We start from the raw sequence: 25,860 nt of genomic DNA, 5'->3' as shown, positions 1-25,860 counted from the left end.
ATTGCTTACAAAAGAAGGTGTAATTGAAAGGAAATGATAGTATGTATACATACACAATTTGCTTCATTAGAAAAGGAAATAAAATACTCTTACTAAATAGAAATAAAAAGCCGAATATGGGAATGTGGAATGGTGTTGGGGGAAAAATTGAAGATAATGAAACGCCATATGAAGGAATAATTAGAGAAACGCTTGAGGAAACGGGCATAGATCTCCAAAGTGTAACGTATAAGGGGAATGTTGGTTTTAAAGATAAAGACGAGCCTCTGGCTAGTGAAGGAATGTATGTATTCCTTGCTGATTTGCCAGAGGGAGTACAAATGGATACACCGTTAAGTACTGATGAAGGTATATTAGAGTGGAAGGAAATTGGATGGATATTAGATGAGAATAATAGAGGTGTAGTTAGTAATTTACCAAAATACTTACCGCTAATATTAACAGAAGAAAATATGTTAGAGCATATATTCACGTACGATAACCGGAATATTATTAATTACACAACTGCATTTTTGACAGAAGATGATGCGAACAAACGATATGAAAAACAACTCGTTTCTCAATAGAAGATAGGATGAAAAACTACACTTATACTTTAGTTGAAAAAATATATATGTTAGGTGATTACATGCTGAAAAAATATACTTTATTAGCCAAAGTTGTAACACAAACTTTCGTTACTTAAATTAAAACAAAAAAGAGATGGCATATCCATCTCTTTTTTGTTTTCGTATGCTCCATGATTAGTTGCGAATCGCTTTAATGATAAAGCGATGTTGCTTCACATCAAAATAGCCTTTTTGCAACATAATCTCATGTATGCGATATAATTCCTCATAATACCTTTCGACAGTAAAATCAGGAGTTTGCCACGGAATCGCTTTTAAATAATAGACGATAGCGCCAATATCATAAAAGCGTTGAAGAGGGAATTCTTCCTTTGCATCTAAAATAGTAAATCCATTTTCCTTTAGCTCATTACAGGCAGTTTCGAGTGACCAACTTGCAAATTCGCTATTTAGTGGTGTGCCAAACTGCTTATTAAGTTCTGCGCAATCAAGACCACCAGCTTGTTGTGTAAGAAATATTCCATTAGGAGAAAGGATTCGGTTTACCTCAGAAGCAGCATAGGATTCATGTTGGTTCACAATTAAATCAAATTGAGCATCTTGAAGCGGTAGGGCAGCATCATCCTTTACTTCTACAACAATAACCCCTAAAGGCTCTAATTTCTTTCGGGAAATTGGCACGTTTGGAGCGTAGCCCTCAGTAGCATAAATAGTTGGCGGGAACGGTTGTAACATAGATAAAAGCTCTCCACCGCCAGTGCCCATATCTAGCATTGATTTTGCGTGTTGTATAAGCTGGAAAGCAGTGCTACCGTACGACCACGATAAAGGCTCACTTTTCATTCGACCCGTTTCTGAAATGAAAGAAAAATCCCAGCCGCTAAAATTTGTATTTGCACTGTCTAATAAAGTTAAAAATAATGGATCACGTTTCATAATTGTACCCTCCTATTTTGTAAATGAATGATATGATGAGAAAAGTAAAAAGGAGGACCTCTTATAAAAGTGAAACGGATTTACGTTTCGTGTTCGAATAGATGCATATAAATTCGCTCCTTGCGAGAATGATTATTTATATATTCGGGATTTTTGAGTGGAATTCCTTTGAAATATAAAGAGAAGGTAGATATTTAATGGAAAATTGGATTGAGTTTACAGATAAAGAGTACGATCGAATTTGGGATAAAGTATATAGTGACTATGAATTTTCACCAAGTGTTTCAATATTTCCATCGTTTAAAGTACCAGGACCGTTTATCACATATGACATCTCTCATTATTTTGGAGAATCGGTAGATTTAAATGTATATGATGAACTTGAAGAAAAAGCATTAAAAGTTTTCAAAGAGAATACAGCATTGAATGAATATATGATGGCACTAGATTGGCAACATGAATGTTATTGGGTAAATCCACACTTAGAGTTTGAAAGAAATGAATTTTATGAGTGGCGTATACCAATATTTCCGAATGGTGATTACTATTTCTTTATTCAGAAAGACTTTAAGTGGGGGTATTTAGGCCATCCTTGGGAGAAGAGTATAACGATATTTGGAAAAGAAATAATAGAGAGTTTTAAACAAAATAAACCGGAAATGTTTCAAAATATTTTAAGGCAGGGATAATGTTTTAAAGAGAAAAAACGCTTATACTTCATTCTTGAAGCATAAGCGTTTTTGTTTTGGCCGTTTTCATTTAAAAATACTTAAAAATAAAAATCTTTTGGTAAAGTACCATTTTTTATCACCGTTCTTAACCCATGTTTTATAATCCAAGGGTTAACAGGATGCTGTTTATCACGTAATTGCTGCAACCATTGAAAAACGAGTTCTTTATCTTCCTTCGTAATATCGTTAATATGATTGGCTACAGATTTTTGAACATACTTAGAAGGGTCATTCATTAATGGTTCAAGAAGCTGTAAATTGTTCTTAAAGTTACCTTTTAGAGCTCCTGTTTTTTTTGCCCAAGGAAGTCTTGGTCTTGTACCTTCAGAAATTAGTCTCCTAATGTGGCTGTTTTCGTCATGAATCCACTGTTGTAAAATATTTAGTGTGTCTTCATGGTACGTTTCAAGAAAAGGCCGAATGGCATATTCAGCAGTATTCCTTTTTGTTATTTCATACATTGCATGGAATGAGGAGTCAAAATCGTTAAGCCCATATTTTTCAACGTATTTTGCGATAGGCATGTACATATAGCCGTTTGTAAATGTACCTACTTCTGTTGTATTTTCTGGTCCCAATGTTTTCAGTAATATATGTATTGCTTCATTAAAATCTTTTTGTAAAGCATTGTGTAATTCATCTGCTATTACTTCAATCCGTTGCTTTAACTCTAAACCTTCAACTTTACATGTTACGGAGGCTATAAAGTTTTTTTTAGAGAAAGTAGAATCGTGTTTACAAATAGAGTCAGCCATTTTTTCTGCTAATTCATCATTAAATAAAAATTTTAATGGAACGTATTTACCCATTTTTCCACCTCATTGGTCAGTTGAAAATAATTTTTATTTTTTAATCGACAATCCATAAACTAACGTCTCACTAGGAGTCGTAATACTAAAACCAGTCGTCTTATAATCAAGTTTCACTGTATCACCAGTGTAATCTTTCGTGAATGATTCCATTTGTACAATAAGCATTTCATCCTCATATACAATATCATCTGCATTGTATGTATCCCAAACTAAATCAACATCAACGAAAATGCTACAAGAGTTTGTCATTGTTCCTCTAATGCGAATGATCTTTTTATCTGCACGTTCTAATCTATGTATAGCTGCCTTTGCTTCATCAGTAATACGAATGTTCATTGTATCCCAACCTTTATTTTTATTTCTTTTATTATTGCAAAAACAAAAGAAATAGGGAAGTAAAGAGAATTGTAAAAAAAACGAGCAAACAATTTTGTTTGCTCGCTCTACTTTATTTTAGTTCACATTTATCAAGTGGAATCACTTTTGTTTTCTTTGTAAATTTATATCCTAACCATAGTACTAAGAAGAGCGGTAAACCGATGTAAGAAACGAGTACGCCGTTCCAATCGATTGATTCACCCATAAATGCGCCGTAGTTTTGTCCTAAAATTACGATGACGCAAAGTGTAAATGCGAAGATTGGACCGAATGGGAACCATTTTGCTCTATATGGTAAGTCTTTTAAATCTTTTCCTTGTGCGATATATGCTTTACGGAAGCGGTAATGACTAATTGCAATACCAACCCATGCGATAAAGCCAGACATACCAGAAGCGTTTAATAACCAAATATATACAACACCGTCACCGAATAAAGAAGCGATGAAAGCGACGCTACCAACTACTGATGTTGCGATTAGAGCGTTAACAGGTACACCACGGCTATCTAATTTGCCTAAAAACTTTGGTGCTTTTCCTTGACGAGCTAAATCCCAAAGCATACGAGTTGATGCGTACATGCCAGAGTTACCAGCAGATAAAACTGCCGTTAAAATAACAGCGTTCATAACAGAAGCAGCAAAGGCAACGCCCGCTTTTTCAAATACAAGTGTAAATGGACTTACTGTAACATCACTTGCTGCAAGACTTTCAGTTGTATAAGGAATTAATAAACCGATAACGAGAATTGCAAGGATATAGAATAAAAGAATGCGCCAAAAGATCGAACGAATTGCTTTTGGGATATTGCGTTCTGGATCAGACGTTTCACCAGCAGCTACACCTAATAATTCAGTTCCTTGGAAGGAGAAACCAGCAGCCATAAATACACCGATAATTGCCATGATACCGCCGTTAAATGGAGCATCTGCAACAGTGAAGTTTTTAAAGCCGACAGATTCGCCGCCCATAATTCCAAAAATCATCATGAAGCCGACAACTAAGAAGATAATAATAGTAACTACTTTAATAAGTGCGAACCAATATTCAGATTCACCAAAACCTTTAACAGATAAATAGTTTAAGAGAAAAATAATAGCTAAGCATAATCCACTCCAAATGAGGGAAGGGGTATCAGGGAACCAAAATTTCATAATTAATGTTACGGCCGCTAGTTCTGCCGCAATTGTAATCGCCCAGTTATACCAATAGTTCCATCCAAGTGCAAAGCCAAGTGATGGATCAACAAATTTTGTTGCATACGTGCTAAAAGATCCAGTAACAGGCATGTAAGCTGCAAGTTCAGCTAAGCTTGTCATTAAGAAATACACCATAATTCCAATTGCGGCGTATGCGATTAGTGCACCGCCAGGACCAGCTGAATGGATTACACCACCGCTGGCAAGAAATAGTCCGGTACCGATTGTACCACCGAGAGAAATCATCGTAAGGTGACGAGATTTTAATCCGCGTTTTAATTCACCTTGTCCTTGTGTAGTTTGCGTTTTAGAGGTAGATTGATTTGTTGCGCTATTCATGTTCAACACTCCTTTTCTTGTAGGTTAGGAAGGAGCGGGGGAGAAAAATACAAAAAACCGCCAAAGGAATTAGGCGGAACGTTTCACAAATAACCACCCCATCATACCCTTCCGTTAAGATAGCACCCCACGTTTACACGGTAATTTTGTAAACGTGACAGTTCTGTTCCTTTCGGAGACAGCCCCAGCTCATACTTCCAGAGAAGAAATACAAACTTCGGCAACTTTTCCTTTCAAACGGAGTCAGTGACATTCTCTGTGTCTCGTCCGTTTTACTTTTAAAAGTCGCAACCTCTACCTCATCGGATTGATGAGGATTTATATATTGCTAAGATATTTAATATATGGCAATTGTAATGAGTTTCTGAATATATTGCAAGGAATTTTGTTAGGAAAAGTCAAAAAATATCGGTTATTGTATAGGAAACGCTTGCATAACTCCACCCGAACCTACTATTATGTAGCAATAAACAAAGAAAAAATTGTTATACAAATGTTTCGCAAAAAATAATGAAAAACCCTTTAAAATTAAAAGAAAATTCAGAAAATATAATTCGACATAACGATTGAAGGGTATCACTTCTTTTATTTTGTTCTAAAGAAAAAACATATGTGCAAATTAAAAGATTGAATATTCTTTCTTTTTTGTAGTAAAATTGAAGTACTGTTTAATTAAAAAGGGGACATCGTTATGAAATTAGAAACAGAAAGATTACATATTATCCCGTGTACGGAAGAATGGGTTCAGATTGCGAAGAATCAAGGATACAATAGCGGCCCGCATATTGCAGGGCATGTAGAAAGTGTAAAACAAGACGCAGCTTTATTACCTTGGGGTGCGTGGTATGTCATTCGAAAAGAAGATGACATCGTACTAGGGGATATAGGATTTAAAGGGAAACCGAACGAGAAACGTACAGTAGAAATTGGTTACGGTTTTATTGAGAAATATTGGAATAAAGGGTATGCTACAGAATCTGTAGATGAATTAATAAAGTGGGCTTTCCAGACAGGAAAGGTAGATACAATTATTGCGGAGACACTCCTTGAAAATGCTAGTTCGATTCGTGTATTAGAGAAATTACATATGAAGAGAGTAGATACAACAGATACGATGATTAATTGGAAAATAGAAAAATAAAAAATACCGCTCGATATAGTTCGAGCGGCATTTTTTATCATTATGGTAGCATTTGTTTTTGATCTTTCGGATAGCCGCCTGTTGATGGGCTAGAACGATTGGAATGATTACGGACAGCAATGAAAATAGAAATAATAACGACAAGACCAACTGCCACGTAAGAAAGTGAAATAATAGTTGGATCCACTTTAAATGTTGTAAGTAGTGTACGAATATTCGTAAAGATAATAAGGCCACCAACTAATACCCCAAGTAAATGAGGTGGAACGATACGTACTAACCATGCGGCAATTGGAGCTGCGACAATACCGCCAAGCATTAAGGCGAATACCCAAACCCAGCTTACTTGTTCCCAGCCAAGTGAGATGAAGAAACCAATTGTTGCAGCGAGCGAAACAGGAAACTCACTCGTATCTACAGATCCAATAACTTTTCTAGCTTCATTTCCTCTTGCTAGCAGTACAGGTGTCGTAATTGGACCCCAGCCACCGCCACCAGTTGAATCGACGAATCCAGCGAATAAGCCGAGTGGCACAAGTTGTTTGGCAGACATACGCTTTTTGGAAGTAACAATTTGTTTTTGAATAATGAATCGTAATAAAATATAAACGCCTAAAGTGAATAAAAATATTGAAATGTACGGTTTAATCACATCGCCAGGTAAATTACTTAAAAAACATGCCCCAACAAATGCCCCAATTGCTCCGGGTAATGTTAATCTGGAAACTGTATATTTATCAACGTTTCCAAATTTGATGTGCGATGCACCAGAAGCTGCGGTTGTAACGACTTCAGCTAAGTGAACAGATGCGGATGCTACAGCTGGTGCAATACCAAACATTAATAATAGTGAGGTAGATGTTACCCCATACGCCATTCCAAGTGCCCCATCAATCAATTGAGCGAAAAATCCAATAATAGCAAAGACAATTAATTTCTGCATAAATAATCCCCCTGTAATAATAAATGAAAAAAGCACTTTTCCCGTATGAGAAAAGTGCCTTTGGTTTTTCCAATCAGCAATAATTAAATTTGTTTCATTATAATACATATTAATCATATAAATCAACTAGGTTTTGAAGTTTTTTGAATTGAATGAAAGAAAAATAAAATATACAATAAAAGGATGGAGAGAAAGGGGAGAAGGACTATGTTACGATTTGATCATCTCGTTCACGCAGTGCCTTGTACACCGAAGGAAGCAGCAAAACAAATGCAAGCGAGTGGATTTCATACTGTATTAGGCGGAGAGCATACTACTTGGGGAACTTGGAATAGTTTATGTTATTTTGATTTATCATACATAGAATTTTTAGCTGTGCAGCATGAAGAAAAAGCGAAAGAAGCAGAAAATCCATTAGTACAAGAAACGGTGGTGAAATTACAAAATGGAGAAGGAATGCTACAAATTGCAATTCGAACAGATGCCATTGAAGAATTAGCAGATAAATTTAGTAAATACGGTTTACAAACAATAGGACCATTTGAAGGGAAACGTATGAGAAAAGATGGTCGGCTTTTAGAATGGAAAATGTTATTTGTAAAGCAAGAAGAAAGCGGGCCGAGATTACCTTTTTTTATACAGTGGAATGAAACCGATGAAGAAAGAAGAAACGACTTACGCAACATAGGGACGATCACGGAACATAAAAACAAAGTGCAACACATTGAAGTGATCCATTATGCAGTGAAAAACGTTCGAGACACAGTGCGAAAGTGGAAAGAAGTAATGGGGCTAACTGCAAGTTCAGTCACAAAAAATGAAAAATGGAATGCTGAGTGCCAAAGTGTAGCGTTTGGTGACATTCATGTACAGTTTTGTGAACCGATTGGGGAAGGGCTAGTGAAAGAACACTTGATTAGGAATGGTGAATATCCTTTTGCAGTGGAGTTTAAAGGGGAGAATAAACGAGAGTATGAAGTGTTAGGTAGTTTGTACATATATGAATAGAGGGGATGTTTTGGAAGAAATAGTAAGAGAGATAGAAAGAAAACTAGAGTGGCCCTGTATTGTAAAATGTATAGCCATTACAAAAGGTTTTTCGCATGAGGAAAAATATAAAATTGAACTAGAGAATCGTGAAACGTATTTTGTAAAAGTGTGTGATTCTGCTAATTATGAACGAAAACTAGAAGAATATACGTATATGAAACAAATAGAGTTATTACATATTCCAACGCCCAAGTTAATTCATTTTATAAAACTTGAAGAATTAAATAAATGTGTTCAAGTATTTGAATGGATTGACGGAGTAAATGGTGAAGAGAGCTTACGGAAGTTATCGGTGGAAGAACAGTATGATGTAGGAAGAAAAGCAGGAGAAGTATTAAGGAGAATTCACTCAATTGAAAGAGAAAGTGCAAGTAATAAATGGGAAACATTTAGATGGAATAAATACGAAAGATACATAGAGGCACTAGCAGACTACGAGGTGAATTTTCTGGATTTGAAGCCAGTATTAACCTTTGTAGAAAACCATAAAGACTTATTAAAAAATCGTCCAATCACATTTTTACACGATGATTTCCATCCAGCAAATAGTATGATTCATAACAAGGAGTTTATCGTTATCGATTTTGGTGGATATGATTTTGGCGATCCAATACACGATTTTTATAATGTAGCGATTTTTACTACAAGAATAAGCAAACCATTTGCGGTTGGACAAGTTCACGGTTATTGCGGAGGCGAACCGTCACTTCACTTTTGGCAGCTGTACTCCTTATATGCAGCAATGACATTCCCGGCTGATATCGTTTGGACAAACCGAAGCACACCGCACCTAGTAGATGATATGAAGGAAAGACTAAATGGAATTTTAGAAGAACATAATCATTTTTCGTCCTATGTTCCAAGATGGTATCAATCCTATCATATGGATATAATGAAAAATAAATAACGGAGGGATTCATTTGGATAAAATAGCGGTAATTTCAGATATTCATGGTAATATTCCGGCATTAGAATCTGTGCTGAAAGATATTAAATTAAGAGGAATCGAGCGCATTATTTGTCTTGGAGATTTAGTAGGAAAAGGCCCTCATTCAAGCGAAGTAATTGAAATCATTCGTAAAGAATGCGAAGGCGTTGTAATGGGGAATTGGGATGATTTCATTACAAAACCGACTGAATTTGAAGCATTAAAATGGCATCAAAAACAATTATCAGAAGAACAAAATGACTATTTAAGAAGCTTACCATTTTCGATCGAATTTTTTATGAGCGGAAAACTCATTCGTATGTTTCACGCTTCACCGAGAAGTTTATATGAAAGAATTCAACCACACGCTTCAAGAGAAGAACGTATTAGTATGTTCGAAAATAGTGATCTGACGGAAAATATAGAAGGGGAAAGAAAACCAGATGTCGTTTGCTATGGTGACGTTCACCAAGCGTTCGTTCAAAATTTCAGAGGGAAAACGTTATGTAACGCTGGTAGTGTAGGAAATCCTCTTGAAATTACACAAGCATCCTATTTAATCTTTGAAGGAACGTACAATGAAAAAGAAGCCGCAAGCTTTTCTATTCAACTCGTACGTGTACCGTATGATATTGAATTAGCTATCAGACTAGCAGAAGAACTCGATATGCCAGAAATTGAAGAATACAAACAAGAATTACGGACTGCTTTATATCGAGGGTTTAAGGGGAAGTAAGCTAATAATATATCAACGATTTTTCAAATATATCTATCATAACTTAAAATATATCAACGATTCGACAAAGGATATCGATTTACCGACAAATAGTGACACGGATTATTACTTATAATTATATTATGTAAACTAATTATAAAGGGAGATATCATGAACCGAAAACAACGAATCAAAGAAATTGCAGATCATATTGTAAAGCTAAACTTAACCTATCCAACAAGAGTTGGAGTAAGTGGTATTACAGCATCAGGAAAAACAACATTTGCAAACGAACTAGCGGAAGAAATAAAAAAACGAGGTTTACCAGTAACACGCGCCAGCATTGATGATTTTCATAATCCAAGAGTGATTCGTTATACGCAAGGCAAAGAATCAGCAAGAGGGTATTATGAAGATGCACACGATTATACAGCTTTCAAAGAAAGGTTATTAAATCCTTTAGGACCTAACGGGAATTTACAATATGAAACGATTTCTCATAACTTAGTAACGGATATGCCTGTACAGAATGAACCGCTAGTAGCCCTGCAAAATATGGTATTAATAGTAGATGGAACGTTTCTATTGAAAAAAGACGTTGCGCATTTATTTGACTATAAAATTTTCGTAGATACAGATTTTGAGATTGCGAGAAAACGTGGTGCAGAGCGCGAGACTGAGGCTTTTGGAAGTTATGAAGAAGCAGAGAAGATGTTTTTGAATAGGTATCATGCGGCCTGTAAGATGTATATAGATGAGCATAATCCGAAAGAGTGTGCGGATGTTGTATTTCGGAATAGTGATTTAGAAAATCCAGAAGTTATATTTCATGAAAGAACGTAATACATAACAACAAATATATGTATAGCCTTATATTTGTTGTTATAATTCTTGTATAATGAAATTAATTTTATGAAGTGAACAATAGGGGATAAGGCAATTAAAAAACGTAAAAAGGGGACAGGAAATATAATGAATGAAATACTAGAATTAAAAGAAGAACTACAACAAATTAAACATAATAATTATGCTGTACCAGAGGATGTGGACGCATATCCATATGCACAGTGGATGCTAGATTATATCGGATCACCAGATGCTGAATTACGCGATGATTTGATTTATAGTACGCTTCACACATGGATTACAAATGATGTATTTAGACAAAAAGAGTTACGAGGATTAATGCTACAAGCAATTAGTCCTGATTATTTATTTTATAAAATTGGAGAAAAAGGAACAGACTCTGTGTTTAAACGCGCGTTCTCCGTTTTAATTCCACCACTTATTTTATCTGTTCATGAAAGAGAACCGCTGTTATCTGAAGAACAACTGTACAGTGTGGCAGAACAAGTACTGGAATATGTATATTTAGAAGAAGATGTAAGAGGCTACATAGAAGGAAAAGGCTGGGCACATTCTACAGCGCATGCGGCTGATGCGCTAGATGCTTTAGCACGTACAATACGAAATCGTGAGTTTTCATATGCAATACTAGCTGCCGTTCGTCAGAAGGTACGATTGAATGATTACGTATATGTACACTTTGAGGATGAGAGATTAGTAAAGCCAATTATGTCTTTACGTAGCCAAAATCTATTAACTGAAGAAGAGTGGAGCAATTGGCTACATAGTATAGCAACTGTTGAAGACATCCGACATCCACAGCATGCTATTTTAGTACAAAATATTAGAACTTTCCTAAGAAGTTTATATTTCATAGCTTTAGAGAAGGAGGGAAGCAATGCCTTTACAGATGATATATTGGAGACTTTGAAGGAAGCACGTAGGTATTAAAAAGGTCCATACTTAGAAAAAATAAGTAGATATTAATATTGAAAAATTTATTAGAAATTTATTTTTACATTGTACCCTTTCAGTATAGGCTGAAAGGGGTGTCAAATGAAAAAAATATTGAAGATAGGAAAGATAATATTTTTTGTTTGTATTAGTATGATTTTTCTTGGAACTGGCGCTGTATTCATATATCATAACTATCAATTAAAAATGGAATCGAAATTAATGAACAATAAAGGTAAACTTATTAATTTCAATAATAAAAAAGTGAATGTTTATAATGAGGGGAGCGGGGAGGAGACGTTTGTATTTATGGCCGGATCTGGAATTGCCGCTCCTGTGTATGAATTGAAAGGCTTATATAGTGAATTTTCAAAAGAAAACAAGATTTCTGTAATTGAGAGAGCTGGTTATGGATACAGTGATGTTTTTCAAGATGATAGAGATATTGATACGATATTAGAACAAACGAGAGAAGCGCTTATTCGAAGTGGAAATAAACCACCTTACATTTTAATACCACACTCTCTATCGGGTATAGAGGCTATTTATTGGGCACAAAAATATCCAAGTGAAGTAAAAGGGATTATTGCGTTAGATATTGGTTTACCTAAACAGTACGTAACTCATAAAATAGGTATGGTTGATTCATTAAAAATAAAAGGGATGAATATTTTAACGAAAATTGGTTTTCAGAGATTAGCTCCCTCTATTACTTATAATCCCGAAGTCATTCGTCAATCCTTTTTAAACGAACAGGAAAAAGATATTTATAAAGCGCTTACGTATAAGAGGGCTTTTAATGATGATATGAAGCAAGAACTTTTACAAAGCTACAATAACGGTAAAAAATCAAATTCTTTATCGATCCCAAAAGAAACACCTATGTTATTTATAGATGCGATTGCTAGGCAATATAAAGATTCGAAGTATACAAAGCAAAAAAACGAAGATTATAAGGAGTTTGCTAGCAAGTTATTAATAGCTGATGTAAAAATAATTGAAGGTACACATAGTATTTATTTATATGCTCCTGATGAAATATACAAAATTGCTATGGATTTTGTTAAGAATAAAGTAGTGAAGAACTAAACAATTGTAACTTTAGCGATGAAAGGCTTACATAATGAAAGTATATAACATATTAATTGTTGAAGACGATTTGATTATAGGAGATTTATTACAAAAAATTTTACAGCGTGAGAAGTATAATGTGTGTTGGGAGAAAGAGGGAAGGAAAGTTCTTGATATAATTCATGAAATAGATTTAGTCGTAATGGATGTTATGTTACCAGGCGAAGATGGTTATCAAATTACAAAGAAAATAAAAAATCTAGGATTAAATATTCCAATTATATTTCTATCAGCAAGGAATGATATGGATAGTAAACTAAAAGGTTTGACTATTGGAGAAGAATACATGATAAAACCTTTTGACCCTAGAGAGTTGTTGTTAAGGATTCAGAAAATGTTAGATAATCAATATGGTACGTTCACGCAAATTAACCATTTATTTATAGATGCAGAATATAAAAGAGTTTTTATTAATGATTTGCGTAATGAAGTTGCTTTTACAGCAATTGAACGAAAAATATTCTTCTATTTATATGAAAATAGAGATAGAACTTTATCTAAAGAACACTTCTATGATTACCTATGGCAACTCGAAGATAGAAATCAAAATATCATGAACGTACATATAAAGAAAATCAGAACCAAAATTGATGATAAAACAGGTGATATTATTCAAAATATTTATGGAGAAGGGTATAGACTAAATACCTATATGAAGAAATGAACTTAAAAAAAAAATATCAGTTACTACTATTCTCCGCTATTGTTAGCGTACCTCTGTTATTGTTGTCGATTAGTATTTTTGTATCAGTTATTTATAATGTTGCCTTTAAAACTAAAAATCAGAACATTCCTTTTCACGAATCCTTTGCATATCCTACTATGTTAATCATATTTTTATTATTACTATTAGTATTAGCTTTTGTATTTTCAAAATCGATAAACTCATTATTAAATAAAATTAATGTATTAAATCAAACGATTCGAGATTTAGCTAGTGATAAAAAAATCCCTAATATAATAGATGTCAAAAGTGATGATGAGATGGGAGAACTGATTAGGTCAGTAAACCTGCTTATAGAAAGAACAACTTATCGAGAATTAGAACTACAACAACAGGAACAAATAAAAAAAGAGCTATTAAATAAATTACGGCATGATATTAATACACCCTTAACTGCAGTTAGATTACAATTATATTATTTAGAAGGCGAATACAAAGCACAAGCGCCAGTACTTGAATCACTGTATGAGCAGATACAATATATAAGTGATTTAACTAACGAATTTAATATTCAATCTACAGAGACCTTAGAGAATACTTATATTGTGAATGATGAAGTGAATATACATAATTTAATAGAAAATATGATTAAAAAATGGAGCTATTTGTATAGCATTCATAAAATTGAATTAGTATATAATCCACAAGATAAAGAGTTGATATGGAATAGTAATGAGTTATGGATTCAAAGGTTATTTGATAATATTTTTCAAAATGTCCTTAAACATTCAAAAGCTAAAAAACTCAAAATTATTATAGATGAAGATATTGTTTCCTTTAGAGATAATGGGATTGGGTTTGATATAAATAGTAAAGGTACAGGACTTGGTTTGAAAAATATTGAAGATATATCAAAGATGTTCGATATAAAATACACTTTACAATCAAATAGTGAGGGTACTATGTTTTCATTTGAAAATACAAAAGTTTAGAGCAAATTACATAAAACCAACACCTCCCAACCATACTAAAAAATGTGTTGGAGGTGAATGTTATGGACAATAAAGACTTTGAAAAAGTTTATAATGATTACTTACATCAAGGAGAAGAGCAAGCTCAATTTGAAGTAGACAATGAAGTCAATTCAGGAGCAGAACAAATTGTTGCCGTTCGTAAAAATGATGATGGTGATTTAATAGCGTTTAAAACAAGTAGCGGGAGAGAGTTAGATTATATGACTGCTCTTAGTGAAGCAAAATCAGGGAAGTTAGCTCATGTGGACGTATTTCATAAGTATGGCAGAGATATTATACGTAGTGAACCTGATGGTATAAAGGAAAATAACTTAGATAATTTACCATCATTTTAAACGGGTAAACTCCAAGAAGAGAATGTTCATTTTGATATTCTCTTCTTTTTGTTACAAAGCTTTCCCTACAAATAGAAGGTTCATTTCTAAAGTGAAATTATACTTTTAAAGAGCTCTCTAAATTTCTCTTTATCTTCTGCTGTAAATGGTTTCGGTCCCTTTGTACGCTTACCACTTTTTCGAACCATTGCACTTAAATATCGTGTTTGTAACAATTGTTCAATGTTATCATTCGTATACTTATAGCCTTTATGGTGTAGAACGATACAGCCTTTTGCTAATGCAAGCGAAGCAAGACCATAATCTTGTGTTACGATTAAATCTTCTTTTTTTGCTAATTGCATAATTCGGTAATCTGCAGCATCTGCTCCGGAATCAACATATATTGTTTCCACACCTTTTGGTTGTTCCGCATTAGAATAATGAGAAAAGCTAGTAACGAGGGTTACAGGGATTTCTGCATTCGTAGCTTCAAAAATAATTACATCTTTTACAGGACAAGCATCTGCATCAACGTAAATTTTCATTTTTATCACTCCTATAACTAGGTTCGTGTTGATAATAATGGTAGATTTTTCTTTTGTCAAACGATAAAGCTTTATGTAAAGTCATTTTCCACAAACTAAAATAGCTTCTCGCAAACGAGAAATACCTTCCTCAATTTGATTAATATTCACTTTTCCATAAGATAAACGAATATAACCATCTTTCGCACCGAAAATACTACCGGGCATAAAGGCGATTTCTTGTTTTAAACTTTGCATAATAAGTTGTTTTTCGTTTATCGATTCTTTTAATTTTCCCCATATGTATATACCACCAGTAGGATTAGAAAAAGAGATTTTGTCGTGAAGTTGCTCATTTAAGGCGCGAACGATAACGTCTCTTTTTTCCAATAATTGTTTTCGTAACGGTACGATATGAGACTGAAATGGTACGGTTTCGAAAAATTGCTGCATAAGCCACTGCGGGAAAATGCTCATACCTAATTCCATTTGATGCCTTGCGTCGGATAACCTTTCTACTACAGACTGCGGGGCGACGAGCCAGCCGACTCGTAATCCTGGTGCAATCATCTTTGATAAGGAATGTACATAAATGACTGTTCCATTTTCATCAATCGATTTCAAAGTAGGGCAAGGTTGTTTCTTTTCTAACGTAAGCAAGCTGGATGGATCATCTTCAACGATTGCAATTCGTAAATCTGCGCAAAGTGATAATAGTTTTTTTCTACGGTTTGGATGAAGCATCGTTCCCGTAGGGTTTTGGAAATTTGGATTTAAAAAGATCATTTTAATACGGTGTTTTCTATATAACTCCTGTACATCATCTGGGTTAATCCCATGTTCATCGACAGGTAATGGGAAAATACGAATACCTGCTGATTGGAATAGAGGCAGGGAATAACAGTGTGAAGGACTTTCGAAAGCAACAGCATCACCTGGATTTAATAAACATTGTACGATAAGATGAAGTGCTTGTTGAGCGCCGGATGTAATCATAATGGATTGTTCAGTCGCTTCCACTTTTAAATATTCCTTCATATATTTTACTACCGCTTGTCTTAATGGGAGATAACCTTGCGGGTGATCATAACTTAATGAATGCGTTAACGGTTGTTCTCGTAAAATCGCTTGTAGTTGATCATGAGGATAGAGATTACAACCGAGTTCTCCGTTTGCAAAATCTATCATATTTTCATTTTGTTGTACTTCTGCCCGAATATGGCGAAGTAACGGTAAGTTTGGTAAAAACGTACCACCTTCTACGAAGTTTCTCCAGTTTGGTGTTAATGTTGGAGAAACACCCCACATATGTGTACTTACACGTGTACCTTTACCAGTTGTACTTTCTACAATTCCCATAGCACGTAGTTCATTATAAGCAGTCGTTACTGTACTTCGGTTTACATTTAACTGTGTAGCTAATTTCCGTTCGGAAGGGAGGAAGCTACCTGGAGGAAGTTCTCCATATGTAATACGTTTTTCAATAAAGTCAACAACTTGCTGATAAATAGGGATTTTACTGTCACTATCTAGCTTCCATTCCATAAAAATGCCTCCGTATCTTTTATATAAATCCAGTATAGCAAATTGGCTGGGTAAAAAAACAGCCAATTGGACGGTGTTATATCCAGCCAATTTTACTATGCTAAATATGGAAGGGGAGATTCGGATGAAAAGATGGCAAATGGAATGGCTCCTAGTATCAGTAGCATTAGTATGGGGAGCAAATTATACAATTGGAAAGTATGGCGTGGCATTTATGTCATCCATTCAATTTAATAGTTTACGATTTTTAGTAGCATCACCGGTATTATTACTTATTACATTTTTAATGGAACGCTCATTACGTATTGAAAGAAATGATTGGTTACGATTAGTAGCAGTCGGCATCGTTGGAACGACAATGTATCAAACGATGTTTATGTTATCTGTGAAATATACTTCAGCAACGAACGCCTCATTATTAATTGCGATGTCACCTATTTTTACAGGGATATTAGCGGTATTACACAAACAAGAACGTTTTTCGATGAAAGTACAAATTGGTTCAATAGTAGCGTTTATTGGTGCAGCATTCGTTTTATTAACAGGGCATACAGGAGGAGCTACTTACGAGTATGCGTGGCTTGGAAATATAATTGGATTAGTCGCAGCAATTGCGTGGGGATGGTATCCAATTTTAGCACAACCTCTTATTACAAAATACTCTGCAATGAGAGTTACATCATGGTCTACATTAATTGGAATTGTACCACTAGTTATATATTGTTTATTCAACGTAAACACATTAACGTGGCCAGTAGACATGCCAAGCTGGGGTTCACTAGCATATTCAATCATCTTTGCGACAATCTTCGGACTTGCGATGTGGTATGTCGGCATTAGTAAAATAGGCTCAACAAAAGTAATGGTTTATATGTATCTCGTACCATTATTCGCAGTGATCTTTGCAGCTGTAACAATTGGAGAGCAAATCAATATGATGCAACTTGTTGGCGGACTTATAATATTTGTGGGTTTATATGTTGTAAAAAAAGGCGGAATCAAAAAGCCAGCTCTCAATTTGAAAAAAGTAAGTTAACAGTAAAAATGATCTCTTTCATATAGAAGGAGATCATTTTTGTTTTCGTAATAAAAGAGCTTGTTCAATGGCCCATTTTTGATGATCATGAAGTAGAAATTCTACAGCATGCAATGGAGATATCCACCTTAGAACATGATCCTCCTCACAGTTTTCAGTTTGTTTCTGCACCATGTTTGTAATATAAAAGAACCCATCATTCAAATAATATGTATCTTCCTTTTCTGCATAAAAATATCGAGCTGCATTACCAATATATTGATTAATTTCAATTGTCCATCCTAATTCCTCTAGTAGTTCGCGGTGCAAACATTCTTCTTTTGTTTCATTACCTTCCATACCGCCACCAGGTAAAAAGTAACGGTCTCCTTTTTGGATAACAGCAATCATTAAAGAAGATGAATGGAAAATAACCGCATAGCAACTAGGCTGTAATACATAATGAACAGTGGGATTTTTAGAACCAAATGTAAGCTTTGAAATCATAAAACACGACCTTTCTCTATAAAATACATAAAAGGGATAATAAGGTAAATGACGAATTGTATTAAGGTAATCCTTGTTGATTGGAGTGATATCAAAATGATAAATCGAAAATGTTCAAGGTGTAAAGATATAACGGGTACAATACATGGGGGTAAAAAAATTAAGGAAGAATTTTTGTGTGAAGATTGTCTTCAAAAAGGAATTGCGAGCGGGGAAATCGAATTATCACAAGTGGAGAAAGGACAAAATTCTTATCTTTCTATAAAAATATTAAAAATAATGAGTGTTATTTATTTAATCGTATCTATTATAACAGCTTTTTCTGCCGGAGCACTTATACAGGATCCAGGACTTGGCGGAATAACATTTTCAATAACAGGTGCAGTTGGTGTTATGATAATTGGATCGATATTCCAGTCTGTTCTTGTATTTTGCGGGATATGGGTATTCATCCTATTAGTAGAAACAGTCATTAAAATTTATGAAAAAATGAAGTGAGTGAGAGGGAGAAACATATGCGAGTAAGAAACATCCAAGGGGAAGATTATGTAAAGATTCATTCTGTTTTAAATGAATGGTGGGGCGGGAGAGACATGGCTGCTATGTTGCCAAAATTATTTTTCGTTCATTTTCAAGAAACGAGTTTTATCATTGAAGAAGATGGCGAAACGTTAGGTTTCTTATGCGGATTCTTTTCACAAACACATAAAGAGGAAGCGTACGTTCATTTTATCGGTGTCAATCCGAAATATAGAAGAAAAGGAATTGCATCGACATTGTATTCTTATTTCTTTGATGTCACTCGTGCAAGCAACCGTAAAGTTGTAAAAGCAATCACGTCACCAGTAAATAAAAAATCGATACTATTTCATCAAGAAATCGGCTTTCGAATTGAGGCTGGGGATGATGAAATAGAAGGTGTATCCGTACATACAAATTATGATGGGAATGGCGGGAGTAGAGTTTTATTTTTAAAACATGTGTAAAGTAGGCTAGCGCGAAGTTAGCCTTTTTGTTGTGAGGAGGAAAGTATATGGAGAGTGTTCAAAGTAAAGATGAGTACTTACGTCGCATCTATAAAGTGCAAGATTATATAGAATTACATATAAATGATGCACTTTCAATTGAAGCGTTAGCCGATGTAGCAGGATTTTCAAAGTTTCATTTTCATAGAATTTTTAAAGGGATAGTAGATGAGCCGTTATCTCGGTATGTAAATCGCTTGAAACTAGAAAGGGCAACTCACCTTATTACATATCGTCCGGATATGACGATCACAGACATTGCGTATCACTTCGGTTTCACAGATTCAGCAGTTTTCTCCCGTACATTTAAAAATTATTACGGAGTAAGTCCATCTCAATATCGAAACTACAATAGCAAGAATTGCAAAGACGTAAGTGAACCTTCTCAATACAATGAATGTAAGAAGGTTCGAGGAAATGTTGAAATTGTAACAGCGGACGATAGAAACGTCGCATACATAAGACATATCGGTACATATGAAGAGTTAACTATAGTTTTTCCAAAAATGATAGAGAAATTATTTCGTTATGCAGCGGAGCAAAACTATCATATATTTGGGGATACGAAAGTATTAACAATTTACCATGACCATCATGAATTTACTGAGGACTATCATTTAAGAACAAGTTTATGTATAACAATTCCAGATGAATCCGCAGTAGGAACGAGTGATATTGGAATAATGGTAATACCTTCAGGGAAATATGCGGTAGGCCATTTTGAAATACGTCAAGATGAATATAAAGGTGCATGGGACTTTTTATACGGCGAATGGCTCCCAAATAGCGGATATAAACCGAGAGATGCGTATCCTTTTGAAGTATATAGAAATGATCCAAGAAAGCATCCAGAACATAAACATATAGTGGATATATATGTACCGATCGAACCTTTTTAATCATAGATTAAGGGGGAAAAATGATGAAAACTTTTGAAGAGTTGGATTACAAGATAAAAGAAGACTATAAAAATATAAACGGTATGTTAGTAGTGCATAAAGGTAATGTTGTTTTTGAAAACTATTATAATGGTTACGGTCCAGATGATGCATACCATGTAGCGTCTGTCACAAAAACGGTAATCTCTGCGCTCATTGGGATATGTATAGATAAAGGCTATATAAAAAGTGTTGATCAAAAAGTAATAGAGTTTTTTCCTGAATATAACGTTAAGTCATCAGAAGTAACAGTGCGACACCTACTTACAATGACAGCTCCATATCCTTTTGTAGACTGGCAGGAACCGTTAGAAGAACTATGCACACAACAGAATTGGGTACAGTATACACTTAATAGAATGGGGAACGGCGGAGAAATTGGATCTTTTAAATATTCTTCTGCAGGAGCACATGTACTATCAGCAATTATTTCGAGTGCAACAGGAAAAAGTGCGCGTGAATTTGCGAATGAACAGCTATTTCAGCCACTCGGTATGAGAGAAATTCCAAACTACAATATGAAAGCATTTGGATTTGATGACTTATTCGGAAAAGATGTAAAAGGATGGGTTCACGATCCAAACGATATTACAACTGGCGGATGGGGACTGACGTTAACGGTTAGGGATATGGCTAAGTTTGGACGTTTGTATTTGAATGAAGGTACTTATAATAGAAAGCAAATTCTTTCAAAGTCGTGGATACAAGAATCAACGGCGATGAATCCAAATCGATATGGTTACTTATGGTGGTTACGAGAAGAGGGTGGTATCTTTTCATACTGTGCCATGGGCGATGGTGGAAATGTGATTTGTTGTGTACCGGAGAAGGAATTGGTTGTGGTGATTGCTTCTGAAGTCATACCGAATGCAGAGGATAGATGGAAGTTAATTAAAGAGTCCATATTTCCTTATTTAAAAGATTAATATGGTTATTTTTATAAAAATAAGAATAAAAGGTTAAGTTATACTTGTTATATTCTCCATGATTGAAATAAGTGTTGTGAGAACAAAGTTGTTCAACTATAGTTAGAAAACTTCAACACCTATACGATTATTGAATAATTGCAAGGTGTTGAAGTACTTTATAATTTGTTTAGGTACTTTTAACTATTTTTTAACTTTTCTATGTATTAGATAAATCATGCAAAACACAATTGCCAGCAAGCTAAATTTAACTAATTCCATTAGGCTAATATCGCATTTTGTTTCTACTCCATCTGTTAAATAAAATACATTGAACATGCCATGTGAAATTGCAGGTGTTATCACAGAATGGCTATACTCTCTCGTATACGTCAAAATTATAGATAAAATAAATAATAACGAGAGATAGCTTAATATTCCTACAAACCATAATTCATAGTTTTTATAAAAGATTGATACTGGTAAATGCCATAAAGACCAAAGCGATGCAGTAATGATTGCTGTTTGTTTTAATGAATATTTTTTTCGTAAATGGTAATGAAAATTTCCGCGCCATATGATTTCTTCTAAAAATGCAGACAAAGCAGCAATTGTAAGACCAATGAGTAGGAAAAATCCCAATTCATTACAATGATTAAATAAGAATTTTATATTATAAATATAAAAATAGAAATGTAGACATAGCCCTAGAAGTAGTGGCAATAATATGGAGAAAATTAATGGTTTTATTTTTGGACGTGAAATTCCAAATGTATGAACCATTTTTTGTTTCTTATATAATTTCTGATATAAAATAGCAGCTAAAAGCGGAATAACCATCGTAAACCCTAAATAATTACGACCATTTTCTATGTTCAGTAAGATGATATATACAAACGATGTAAGAAAATAAATACATAGAGTTGAATGATAAACTATATTTCTATTTATATTTTTCACCTACTTACATGTATAAGTGATTAATCAAATATCCGATATTTTAATTATATATGAAATGGAAATTACATATGTTGAACTTGTGGAAAAAGTTAGACCAATCCCGTAACTTTTCACAACAAAAATTCGTTTAACAAAAGAAAGGATTTTCAATCACGAATGGGGGAGAACTATGAAGATTTTAATTCTAGGTGGTACGCGATTTTTAGGAAGAGCTTTTGTAGAAGAGGCTTTAAAAAGAGGGCATGAAGTTACATTATTTAATCGCGGAACAAATAAAGAAATTTTTCCTGAAGTAGAGCAGTTAATCGGTGACAGAAATAATGATGTCTCAAGTTTAGAAAATCGAAAATGGGACGTTGTCATAGATACGTGTGGGTTTTCTCCGCACCATATTCGGAATGTTGGCGAAGTATTAAAAGATAATGTAAAGCATTATATATTCATCTCAAGCCTTTCCGTATATAAAGATTGGATTCTGCATCATATAAAAGAAGACTATATATTACAACCTGAACCAACAAGTGATCGGATAAAGGCTGTAGAGAATGGTGAAATATCGCCTTATGAGCATTATGGTGCGCTAAAGGTATTATGTGAAAAAGAAGCAGAGAATTATTGGCCGGGGCGTGTTTTACATGTAAGAGCAGGACTTCTTTCGGGAATGTTTGATTATACAGATCGCCTTCCATACTGGGTTCAGCGTGTAGCAAAGGGCGGGAAAGTGTTAGTACCAGGAAGAAAAGATCGTCCAGTGCAATTAGTTGATATAAAAGACGTCGCAAGCTTTGGACTAAACATGGTAGAAAATAATAAAGCCGGTACATTCAATATAACAGGTCCAAATGATGAATTGACGATGGAAGAGCTATTAAATACGTGTAAAAAGGTTACGAATAGTGATGCTGAATTCGTTTGGGTCGATGAATCTTTTATGAAGGAACATAAAGTACAGCCTTGGACAGAGATGCCTTTATGGCTTCCGGAAACTTTTCCATTAGAAGGGGAAACGAAGCCGTGGAAAGGTGGATTTTCTATTAGTATTGAGAATGCTGTTAAAGCAGGGCTTACTTTTAGAAGATTAGAAGATACTGTTACAGATGTGTATGACTGGGTGAATGAAATGAAAGAGAGGGGATTAAAGGCAGGTATTTCAGTTGAAAGGGAGAAAGAATTATTAGAAAAGTGGAATGGATAGTTTTTATAGATAATAGGAATGGAGAGAAATATGATACGTCAATTAAAAAAGGTTAGAAAAAGGACGACAATTTCAACAGTTATAATGCTCTTGCTAACGGTCATTCTCGTAGGAAATAGTACGTGGTATATCTCTCATTCCTTTTCTTCTGAATTTTTTCAATTGCCGATGCCTTTGGATAGTAAGCTAATTAAAGATTATGAAGCAGATGAGAAGAATTGGATTGAATTAGCAAATGGCGGATATTGGGAAGTGGTAGCGAATCGTGTTATAGAAACGAAGCAATCGAAGGCAGAAGTAATCTCATTCTATCAAAAAAAAGGGAAGTTAAAGTATCCAAATTCTAACGAGGCTGGTGTAGAAATTCAGCTCTATTTTTTAGATGATAGTACAGTAGTAGAAACCGAAAAGGGGAATTATTACCGAGATAAGATAGGAGATACTCGTTATGTAAATGAATATGATATTAGAGATAAAAAGAAGGAAAAACAACCTAGTGATCCAGAGATAATAACATATATAATCCAAGTACATACCCAATTTGATTATTGGTATAAACTTGATTGAACATGAAGGACTATAGGAAGGATAAAAGGTTATGTGGAAAAATATCATTCGAAGTATTTCTTTAAACTTAAGTATGAAAAACCCAGCAACGAAGGATGAACTTGCTGATATACAAAAATGGTTACACGTGGAGTTACCTAATGAGTTATATCAATTATTACAGGAAACAAACGGTATAGAAGGTGAGTACGGGGACTTTATATGGTCAGCTTCAAAAATTAAAACTGAAAATATGAATATGAGAAATATAGTGGATTTTAAAGATTTATATATGCCTTTTGACTGTTTATTATTTTTTGCTGATGGCGGAAATGGTGATTTGTTTGGCTATTCTATTTTGAATGGAATGGTACAAAGAGATGATATATATGTGTGGAATCATGAAAATGATAGTAGAACGTGGATTGCTCCTTCTTTAAAGCCTTTTATGGAGTGGTGGGAGAGTGGGAAGATAACAATTTAAACATAGTATCAATAAAAAACGCCTTGTTACTAAAAAAACAAGGCGTTTTTCGTATGTAAATCTACCACTCAATCGGTTCTTCTCCGTACAGTTCCCACAGCTTAGGAAACATCTTTTTCAGACCTTCTTCGTCATCTTGATCCCAGTCGAATTCAATGTCGTCATTATGAGCTCTTTCATCAGTTAGTACATGGTAAAGTGTAAAGTAAGTGTCTTCTTCATCTCCAGTTTTTTCTGCATATACAGTGAAACCGAAATATAGAGAAAGTTCTTCAATGTTTGGTACGTCATACTCACTCAAATTTTCTAATACATGTATTAACCGTTCTGGATCTTCAATACACGCTTCGTAAGTTTCTTTTCCTTGATATAATAACCACCCGCGGAAATAATCAAAACAATCATCCGAACAACCGCCTAAAATAATATAGGCTGCTGCCCATAAGCGAGATGTATAGGAAGCTTTTAATATATGATGCATATGTGTATCAAAAGCAACAATTTCATGTACTGTACGCTTAGAGAGATGAGAAGTAAGCCATTCTATTTGTTCTTCCTGGTCTTCACCTTTCGTTTTAGCGCGAGCGAGTAGCCCCCAAAATTCTTCTTCTGTTATCGTTTTTTCTTTTATATAATCTTCCCCAGGGCACGGGTCTGTATATCCTTTTTTACGTTTGGAAGCAACTAGTTTGTTAGCTTCTTTTATGCACTCTTCTTCTGTTTCAAACTCTTTCGCTTTCACGCTACCAGCTGTGCCAATTTTCCCGTAAAACACAACGTAGTCGCTTTCTTTCACAACGATTTTCCAAAACTTATTTGATTTCTCAGTTTGCTGGATTAATAACGTTTCCATTCGTACCCCCATCATATTTTTCTAGTATGCAATGTGATTGTAACATATGTATATACACTTGTAATGATGAAAAATAAGCGTTTGGAAAATTCGAAAATGATTGAATGAAGTGGATAAATTTAGTAACCTTATCTTTACAGTAATTACATAATTGTTTTGCAATAATTCGATATTTAATAAATAGGGGGAATTCGGGATGGACCTTACGTTTAAAGTAGAGGAAACATGTTTTAATTACCGAGTCGGAGCAATTTGTAAACATGATAATAAAATACTCATTCTGCAAGGTGACGGTGAAGATTTTTGGTATGTACCAGGCGGAAGAGTGAAAATGCTAGAAAATAGTGAAGATGCGTTAAAACGAGAGCTTGCTGAAGAACTAGCTGTTCCAATTGAAGTAAAGAGATTAATATGGTCAGTAGAAAATTTCTTTACACTTTCTGAGCGAAAGTTCCATGAAATTAGTTTTTACTATGAAGTAGAGCTGAAAGAATTACCTGCAAATGGGGCAGATCAATATATTCTGAATGAAGAGGATAGAACATATATGTTTAAGTGGGTGCCGATAGAAGAGTTAGATGCATACAACTTACAGCCAGCGTTTATAAAAGAGAAAGTAAAGGATTTACCAGTTCAGACAGAACATATCGTTTTACAAAAGTAAACGTATCTGGAGG

The 25,860-nt window shown here is 34.5% G+C and carries 31 protein-coding genes and 1 riboswitch; of the genes, 21 read left to right on the top strand and 10 right to left on the bottom strand.

All coding sequences use genetic code 11. The features are described 5' to 3' along the window. The first annotated feature begins 41 nt into the window (after positions 1-41). Complete coding sequence (locus tag ACUN26_RS12055; RefSeq protein ID WP_023440973.1) at positions 42-566, top strand: NUDIX hydrolase; 525 nt, start codon at positions 42-44, stop codon at positions 564-566. 177 nt (positions 567-743) lie between these two features. Here the strand turns inward: ACUN26_RS12055 and ACUN26_RS12050 are convergent, their stop codons facing one another. Next, positions 744-1,505 carry a class I SAM-dependent methyltransferase gene (locus tag ACUN26_RS12050; protein ID WP_000817559.1) on the bottom strand — a complete coding sequence of 254 codons (762 nt, stop codon included), beginning with the start codon at positions 1,503-1,505 and terminating at the stop codon, positions 744-746. Positions 1,506-1,702: 197 nt separating this feature from the next. Here ACUN26_RS12050 and ACUN26_RS12045 point away from each other — a divergent pair, with 197 nt between their 5' ends. Further along, positions 1,703-2,194: a DUF2716 domain-containing protein gene (locus ACUN26_RS12045; protein WP_000432847.1), complete on the top strand. Its 492-nt coding sequence runs from the start codon at positions 1,703-1,705 to the stop codon at positions 2,192-2,194. A gap of 80 nt (positions 2,195-2,274) precedes the next feature. Here the strand turns inward: ACUN26_RS12045 and ACUN26_RS12040 are convergent, their stop codons facing one another. From ACUN26_RS12040 to ACUN26_RS12030, 3 genes are all read right to left on the bottom strand, one after another. Then, positions 2,275-3,045 carry a DNA alkylation repair protein gene (locus ACUN26_RS12040; protein ID WP_000521685.1) on the bottom strand — a complete coding sequence of 257 codons (771 nt, stop codon included), beginning with the start codon at positions 3,043-3,045 and terminating at the stop codon, positions 2,275-2,277. A 33-nt stretch (positions 3,046-3,078) separates the two neighbouring features. After that, positions 3,079-3,384: an iron-sulfur cluster biosynthesis family protein gene (locus tag ACUN26_RS12035; RefSeq protein ID WP_001026169.1), complete on the bottom strand. Its 306-nt coding sequence runs from the start codon at positions 3,382-3,384 to the stop codon at positions 3,079-3,081. Between the two features lie 112 nt (positions 3,385-3,496). Next, the gene (locus ACUN26_RS12030) at positions 3,497-4,963 is read right to left on the bottom strand and encodes an amino acid permease (RefSeq protein WP_001083390.1); all 1,467 of its coding nucleotides are present in this window, start codon (positions 4,961-4,963) and stop codon (positions 3,497-3,499) included. Positions 4,964-5,075: 112 nt separating this feature from the next. Then, a riboswitch (Lysine riboswitch) is annotated at positions 5,076-5,268 on the bottom strand. 386 nt (positions 5,269-5,654) lie between these two features. Between ACUN26_RS12030 and ACUN26_RS12025 the strand changes: the two genes are divergently transcribed. Next, positions 5,655-6,104, top strand: a complete 450-nt coding sequence (locus ACUN26_RS12025) for a GNAT family N-acetyltransferase (RefSeq protein ID WP_000764586.1) — start codon at positions 5,655-5,657, stop codon at positions 6,102-6,104. A gap of 40 nt (positions 6,105-6,144) precedes the next feature. On the opposite strand, the gene ACUN26_RS12020 is transcribed toward ACUN26_RS12025, so the two are convergent. Then, a complete protein-coding gene (locus ACUN26_RS12020) occupies positions 6,145-7,155 on the bottom strand; it encodes a sulfite exporter TauE/SafE family protein (protein WP_033657358.1) in 1,011 nt (336 codons plus the stop codon). A gap of 99 nt (positions 7,156-7,254) precedes the next feature. Here ACUN26_RS12020 and ACUN26_RS12015 point away from each other — a divergent pair, with 99 nt between their 5' ends. From ACUN26_RS12015 to ACUN26_RS11975, 9 genes are all read left to right on the top strand, one after another. Continuing rightward, positions 7,255-8,055 carry a VOC family protein gene (locus tag ACUN26_RS12015; RefSeq protein WP_000943366.1) on the top strand — a complete coding sequence of 267 codons (801 nt, stop codon included), beginning with the start codon at positions 7,255-7,257 and terminating at the stop codon, positions 8,053-8,055. A 10-nt stretch (positions 8,056-8,065) separates the two neighbouring features. Continuing rightward, a complete protein-coding gene (locus tag ACUN26_RS12010; protein WP_002038986.1) occupies positions 8,066-9,004 on the top strand; it encodes an aminoglycoside phosphotransferase family protein in 939 nt (312 codons plus the stop codon). Positions 9,005-9,017: 13 nt separating this feature from the next. After that, the gene (locus tag ACUN26_RS12005; protein ID WP_000357624.1) at positions 9,018-9,761 is read left to right on the top strand and encodes a metallophosphoesterase family protein; all 744 of its coding nucleotides are present in this window, start codon (positions 9,018-9,020) and stop codon (positions 9,759-9,761) included. A 150-nt stretch (positions 9,762-9,911) separates the two neighbouring features. Then, a complete protein-coding gene (locus ACUN26_RS12000) occupies positions 9,912-10,583 on the top strand; it encodes a uridine kinase (RefSeq protein WP_001080566.1) in 672 nt (223 codons plus the stop codon). Positions 10,584-10,712: 129 nt separating this feature from the next. Then, a complete protein-coding gene (locus ACUN26_RS11995) occupies positions 10,713-11,537 on the top strand; it encodes a DUF2785 domain-containing protein (protein ID WP_001002764.1) in 825 nt (274 codons plus the stop codon). Between the two features lie 105 nt (positions 11,538-11,642). Next, positions 11,643-12,629, top strand: a complete 987-nt coding sequence (locus tag ACUN26_RS11990) for an alpha/beta fold hydrolase (protein WP_000722104.1) — start codon at positions 11,643-11,645, stop codon at positions 12,627-12,629. 34 nt (positions 12,630-12,663) lie between these two features. After that, on the top strand, positions 12,664-13,335 hold the full coding sequence (locus ACUN26_RS11985; RefSeq protein ID WP_000870356.1) for a response regulator transcription factor: 672 nt from the start codon (positions 12,664-12,666) through the stop codon (positions 13,333-13,335). Then, positions 13,332-14,327, top strand: a complete 996-nt coding sequence (locus tag ACUN26_RS11980; protein ID WP_001049599.1) for a sensor histidine kinase — start codon at positions 13,332-13,334, stop codon at positions 14,325-14,327. The genes ACUN26_RS11985 and ACUN26_RS11980 overlap by 4 nt, the downstream gene beginning before the upstream one ends. A gap of 62 nt (positions 14,328-14,389) precedes the next feature. After that, a complete protein-coding gene (locus ACUN26_RS11975) occupies positions 14,390-14,704 on the top strand; it encodes a DUF3892 domain-containing protein (protein ID WP_000368864.1) in 315 nt (104 codons plus the stop codon). Between the two features lie 86 nt (positions 14,705-14,790). Here ACUN26_RS11975 and ACUN26_RS11970 read toward each other — a convergent pair whose 3' ends face one another. Both ACUN26_RS11970 and pdxR read right to left on the bottom strand, forming a co-directional pair. Then, positions 14,791-15,231 (bottom strand): YaiI/YqxD family protein, encoded by a 441-nt coding sequence (locus ACUN26_RS11970; RefSeq protein ID WP_000708763.1) that lies wholly within the window; start codon positions 15,229-15,231, stop codon positions 14,791-14,793. Between the two features lie 81 nt (positions 15,232-15,312). Next, positions 15,313-16,755: a MocR-like pyridoxine biosynthesis transcription factor PdxR gene (pdxR, locus tag ACUN26_RS11965; RefSeq protein WP_000454944.1), complete on the bottom strand. Its 1,443-nt coding sequence runs from the start codon at positions 16,753-16,755 to the stop codon at positions 15,313-15,315. A 124-nt stretch (positions 16,756-16,879) separates the two neighbouring features. Between pdxR and ACUN26_RS11960 the strand changes: the two genes are divergently transcribed. Further along, a complete protein-coding gene (locus ACUN26_RS11960) occupies positions 16,880-17,791 on the top strand; it encodes a DMT family transporter (RefSeq protein WP_000832950.1) in 912 nt (303 codons plus the stop codon). Between the two features lie 33 nt (positions 17,792-17,824). On the opposite strand, the gene ACUN26_RS11955 is transcribed toward ACUN26_RS11960, so the two are convergent. Next, positions 17,825-18,277: an NUDIX hydrolase gene (locus ACUN26_RS11955; RefSeq protein ID WP_000624014.1), complete on the bottom strand. Its 453-nt coding sequence runs from the start codon at positions 18,275-18,277 to the stop codon at positions 17,825-17,827. 96 nt (positions 18,278-18,373) lie between these two features. Here ACUN26_RS11955 and ACUN26_RS11950 point away from each other — a divergent pair, with 96 nt between their 5' ends. From ACUN26_RS11950 to ACUN26_RS11935, 4 genes are read left to right on the top strand one after another with little or no spacing between them, the layout of a single operon-like run. Further along, complete coding sequence (locus ACUN26_RS11950) at positions 18,374-18,775, top strand: DUF3980 domain-containing protein (RefSeq protein ID WP_002038991.1); 402 nt, start codon at positions 18,374-18,376, stop codon at positions 18,773-18,775. Positions 18,776-18,792: 17 nt separating this feature from the next. After that, positions 18,793-19,263, top strand: coding sequence for a GNAT family N-acetyltransferase (locus ACUN26_RS11945; protein WP_001266068.1), 471 nt, complete (start codon positions 18,793-18,795; stop codon positions 19,261-19,263). A gap of 47 nt (positions 19,264-19,310) precedes the next feature. Beyond that, a complete protein-coding gene (locus tag ACUN26_RS11940) occupies positions 19,311-20,201 on the top strand; it encodes an AraC family transcriptional regulator (protein WP_000446743.1) in 891 nt (296 codons plus the stop codon). Between the two features lie 23 nt (positions 20,202-20,224). After that, positions 20,225-21,166 (top strand): serine hydrolase domain-containing protein, encoded by a 942-nt coding sequence (locus tag ACUN26_RS11935; RefSeq protein ID WP_000846445.1) that lies wholly within the window; start codon positions 20,225-20,227, stop codon positions 21,164-21,166. A gap of 183 nt (positions 21,167-21,349) precedes the next feature. Here the strand turns inward: ACUN26_RS11935 and ACUN26_RS11930 are convergent, their stop codons facing one another. Beyond that, positions 21,350-22,105, bottom strand: coding sequence for a CPBP family intramembrane glutamic endopeptidase (locus tag ACUN26_RS11930; protein ID WP_002038994.1), 756 nt, complete (start codon positions 22,103-22,105; stop codon positions 21,350-21,352). Between the two features lie 169 nt (positions 22,106-22,274). Here ACUN26_RS11930 and ACUN26_RS11925 point away from each other — a divergent pair, with 169 nt between their 5' ends. From ACUN26_RS11925 to ACUN26_RS11915, 3 genes are read left to right on the top strand one after another with little or no spacing between them, the layout of a single operon-like run. Then, entirely contained in the window at positions 22,275-23,300 is a 1,026-nt protein-coding gene (locus ACUN26_RS11925; protein ID WP_000697711.1) for an SDR family oxidoreductase, read from the top strand. A gap of 30 nt (positions 23,301-23,330) precedes the next feature. Next, the gene (locus ACUN26_RS11920) at positions 23,331-23,867 is read left to right on the top strand and encodes a hypothetical protein (RefSeq protein ID WP_000621041.1); all 537 of its coding nucleotides are present in this window, start codon (positions 23,331-23,333) and stop codon (positions 23,865-23,867) included. A gap of 31 nt (positions 23,868-23,898) precedes the next feature. After that, entirely contained in the window at positions 23,899-24,330 is a 432-nt protein-coding gene (locus tag ACUN26_RS11915) for an SMI1/KNR4 family protein (RefSeq protein ID WP_000265757.1), read from the top strand. 61 nt (positions 24,331-24,391) lie between these two features. Here the strand turns inward: ACUN26_RS11915 and ACUN26_RS11910 are convergent, their stop codons facing one another. Further along, a complete protein-coding gene (locus ACUN26_RS11910) occupies positions 24,392-25,183 on the bottom strand; it encodes a DUF4240 domain-containing protein (RefSeq protein WP_000449134.1) in 792 nt (263 codons plus the stop codon). Between the two features lie 196 nt (positions 25,184-25,379). Between ACUN26_RS11910 and ACUN26_RS11905 the strand changes: the two genes are divergently transcribed. After that, positions 25,380-25,847: an NUDIX hydrolase gene (locus ACUN26_RS11905; protein WP_000366234.1), complete on the top strand. Its 468-nt coding sequence runs from the start codon at positions 25,380-25,382 to the stop codon at positions 25,845-25,847. Positions 25,848-25,860: the final 13 nt, after the last annotated feature.

The sequence above is a fragment of the Bacillus sp. WC2503 genome (genome assembly GCF_052682895.1).
The sequence above is the reverse complement of the archived record's forward strand: the minus strand, read 5'-3'. Positions and strand labels throughout refer to the sequence as shown.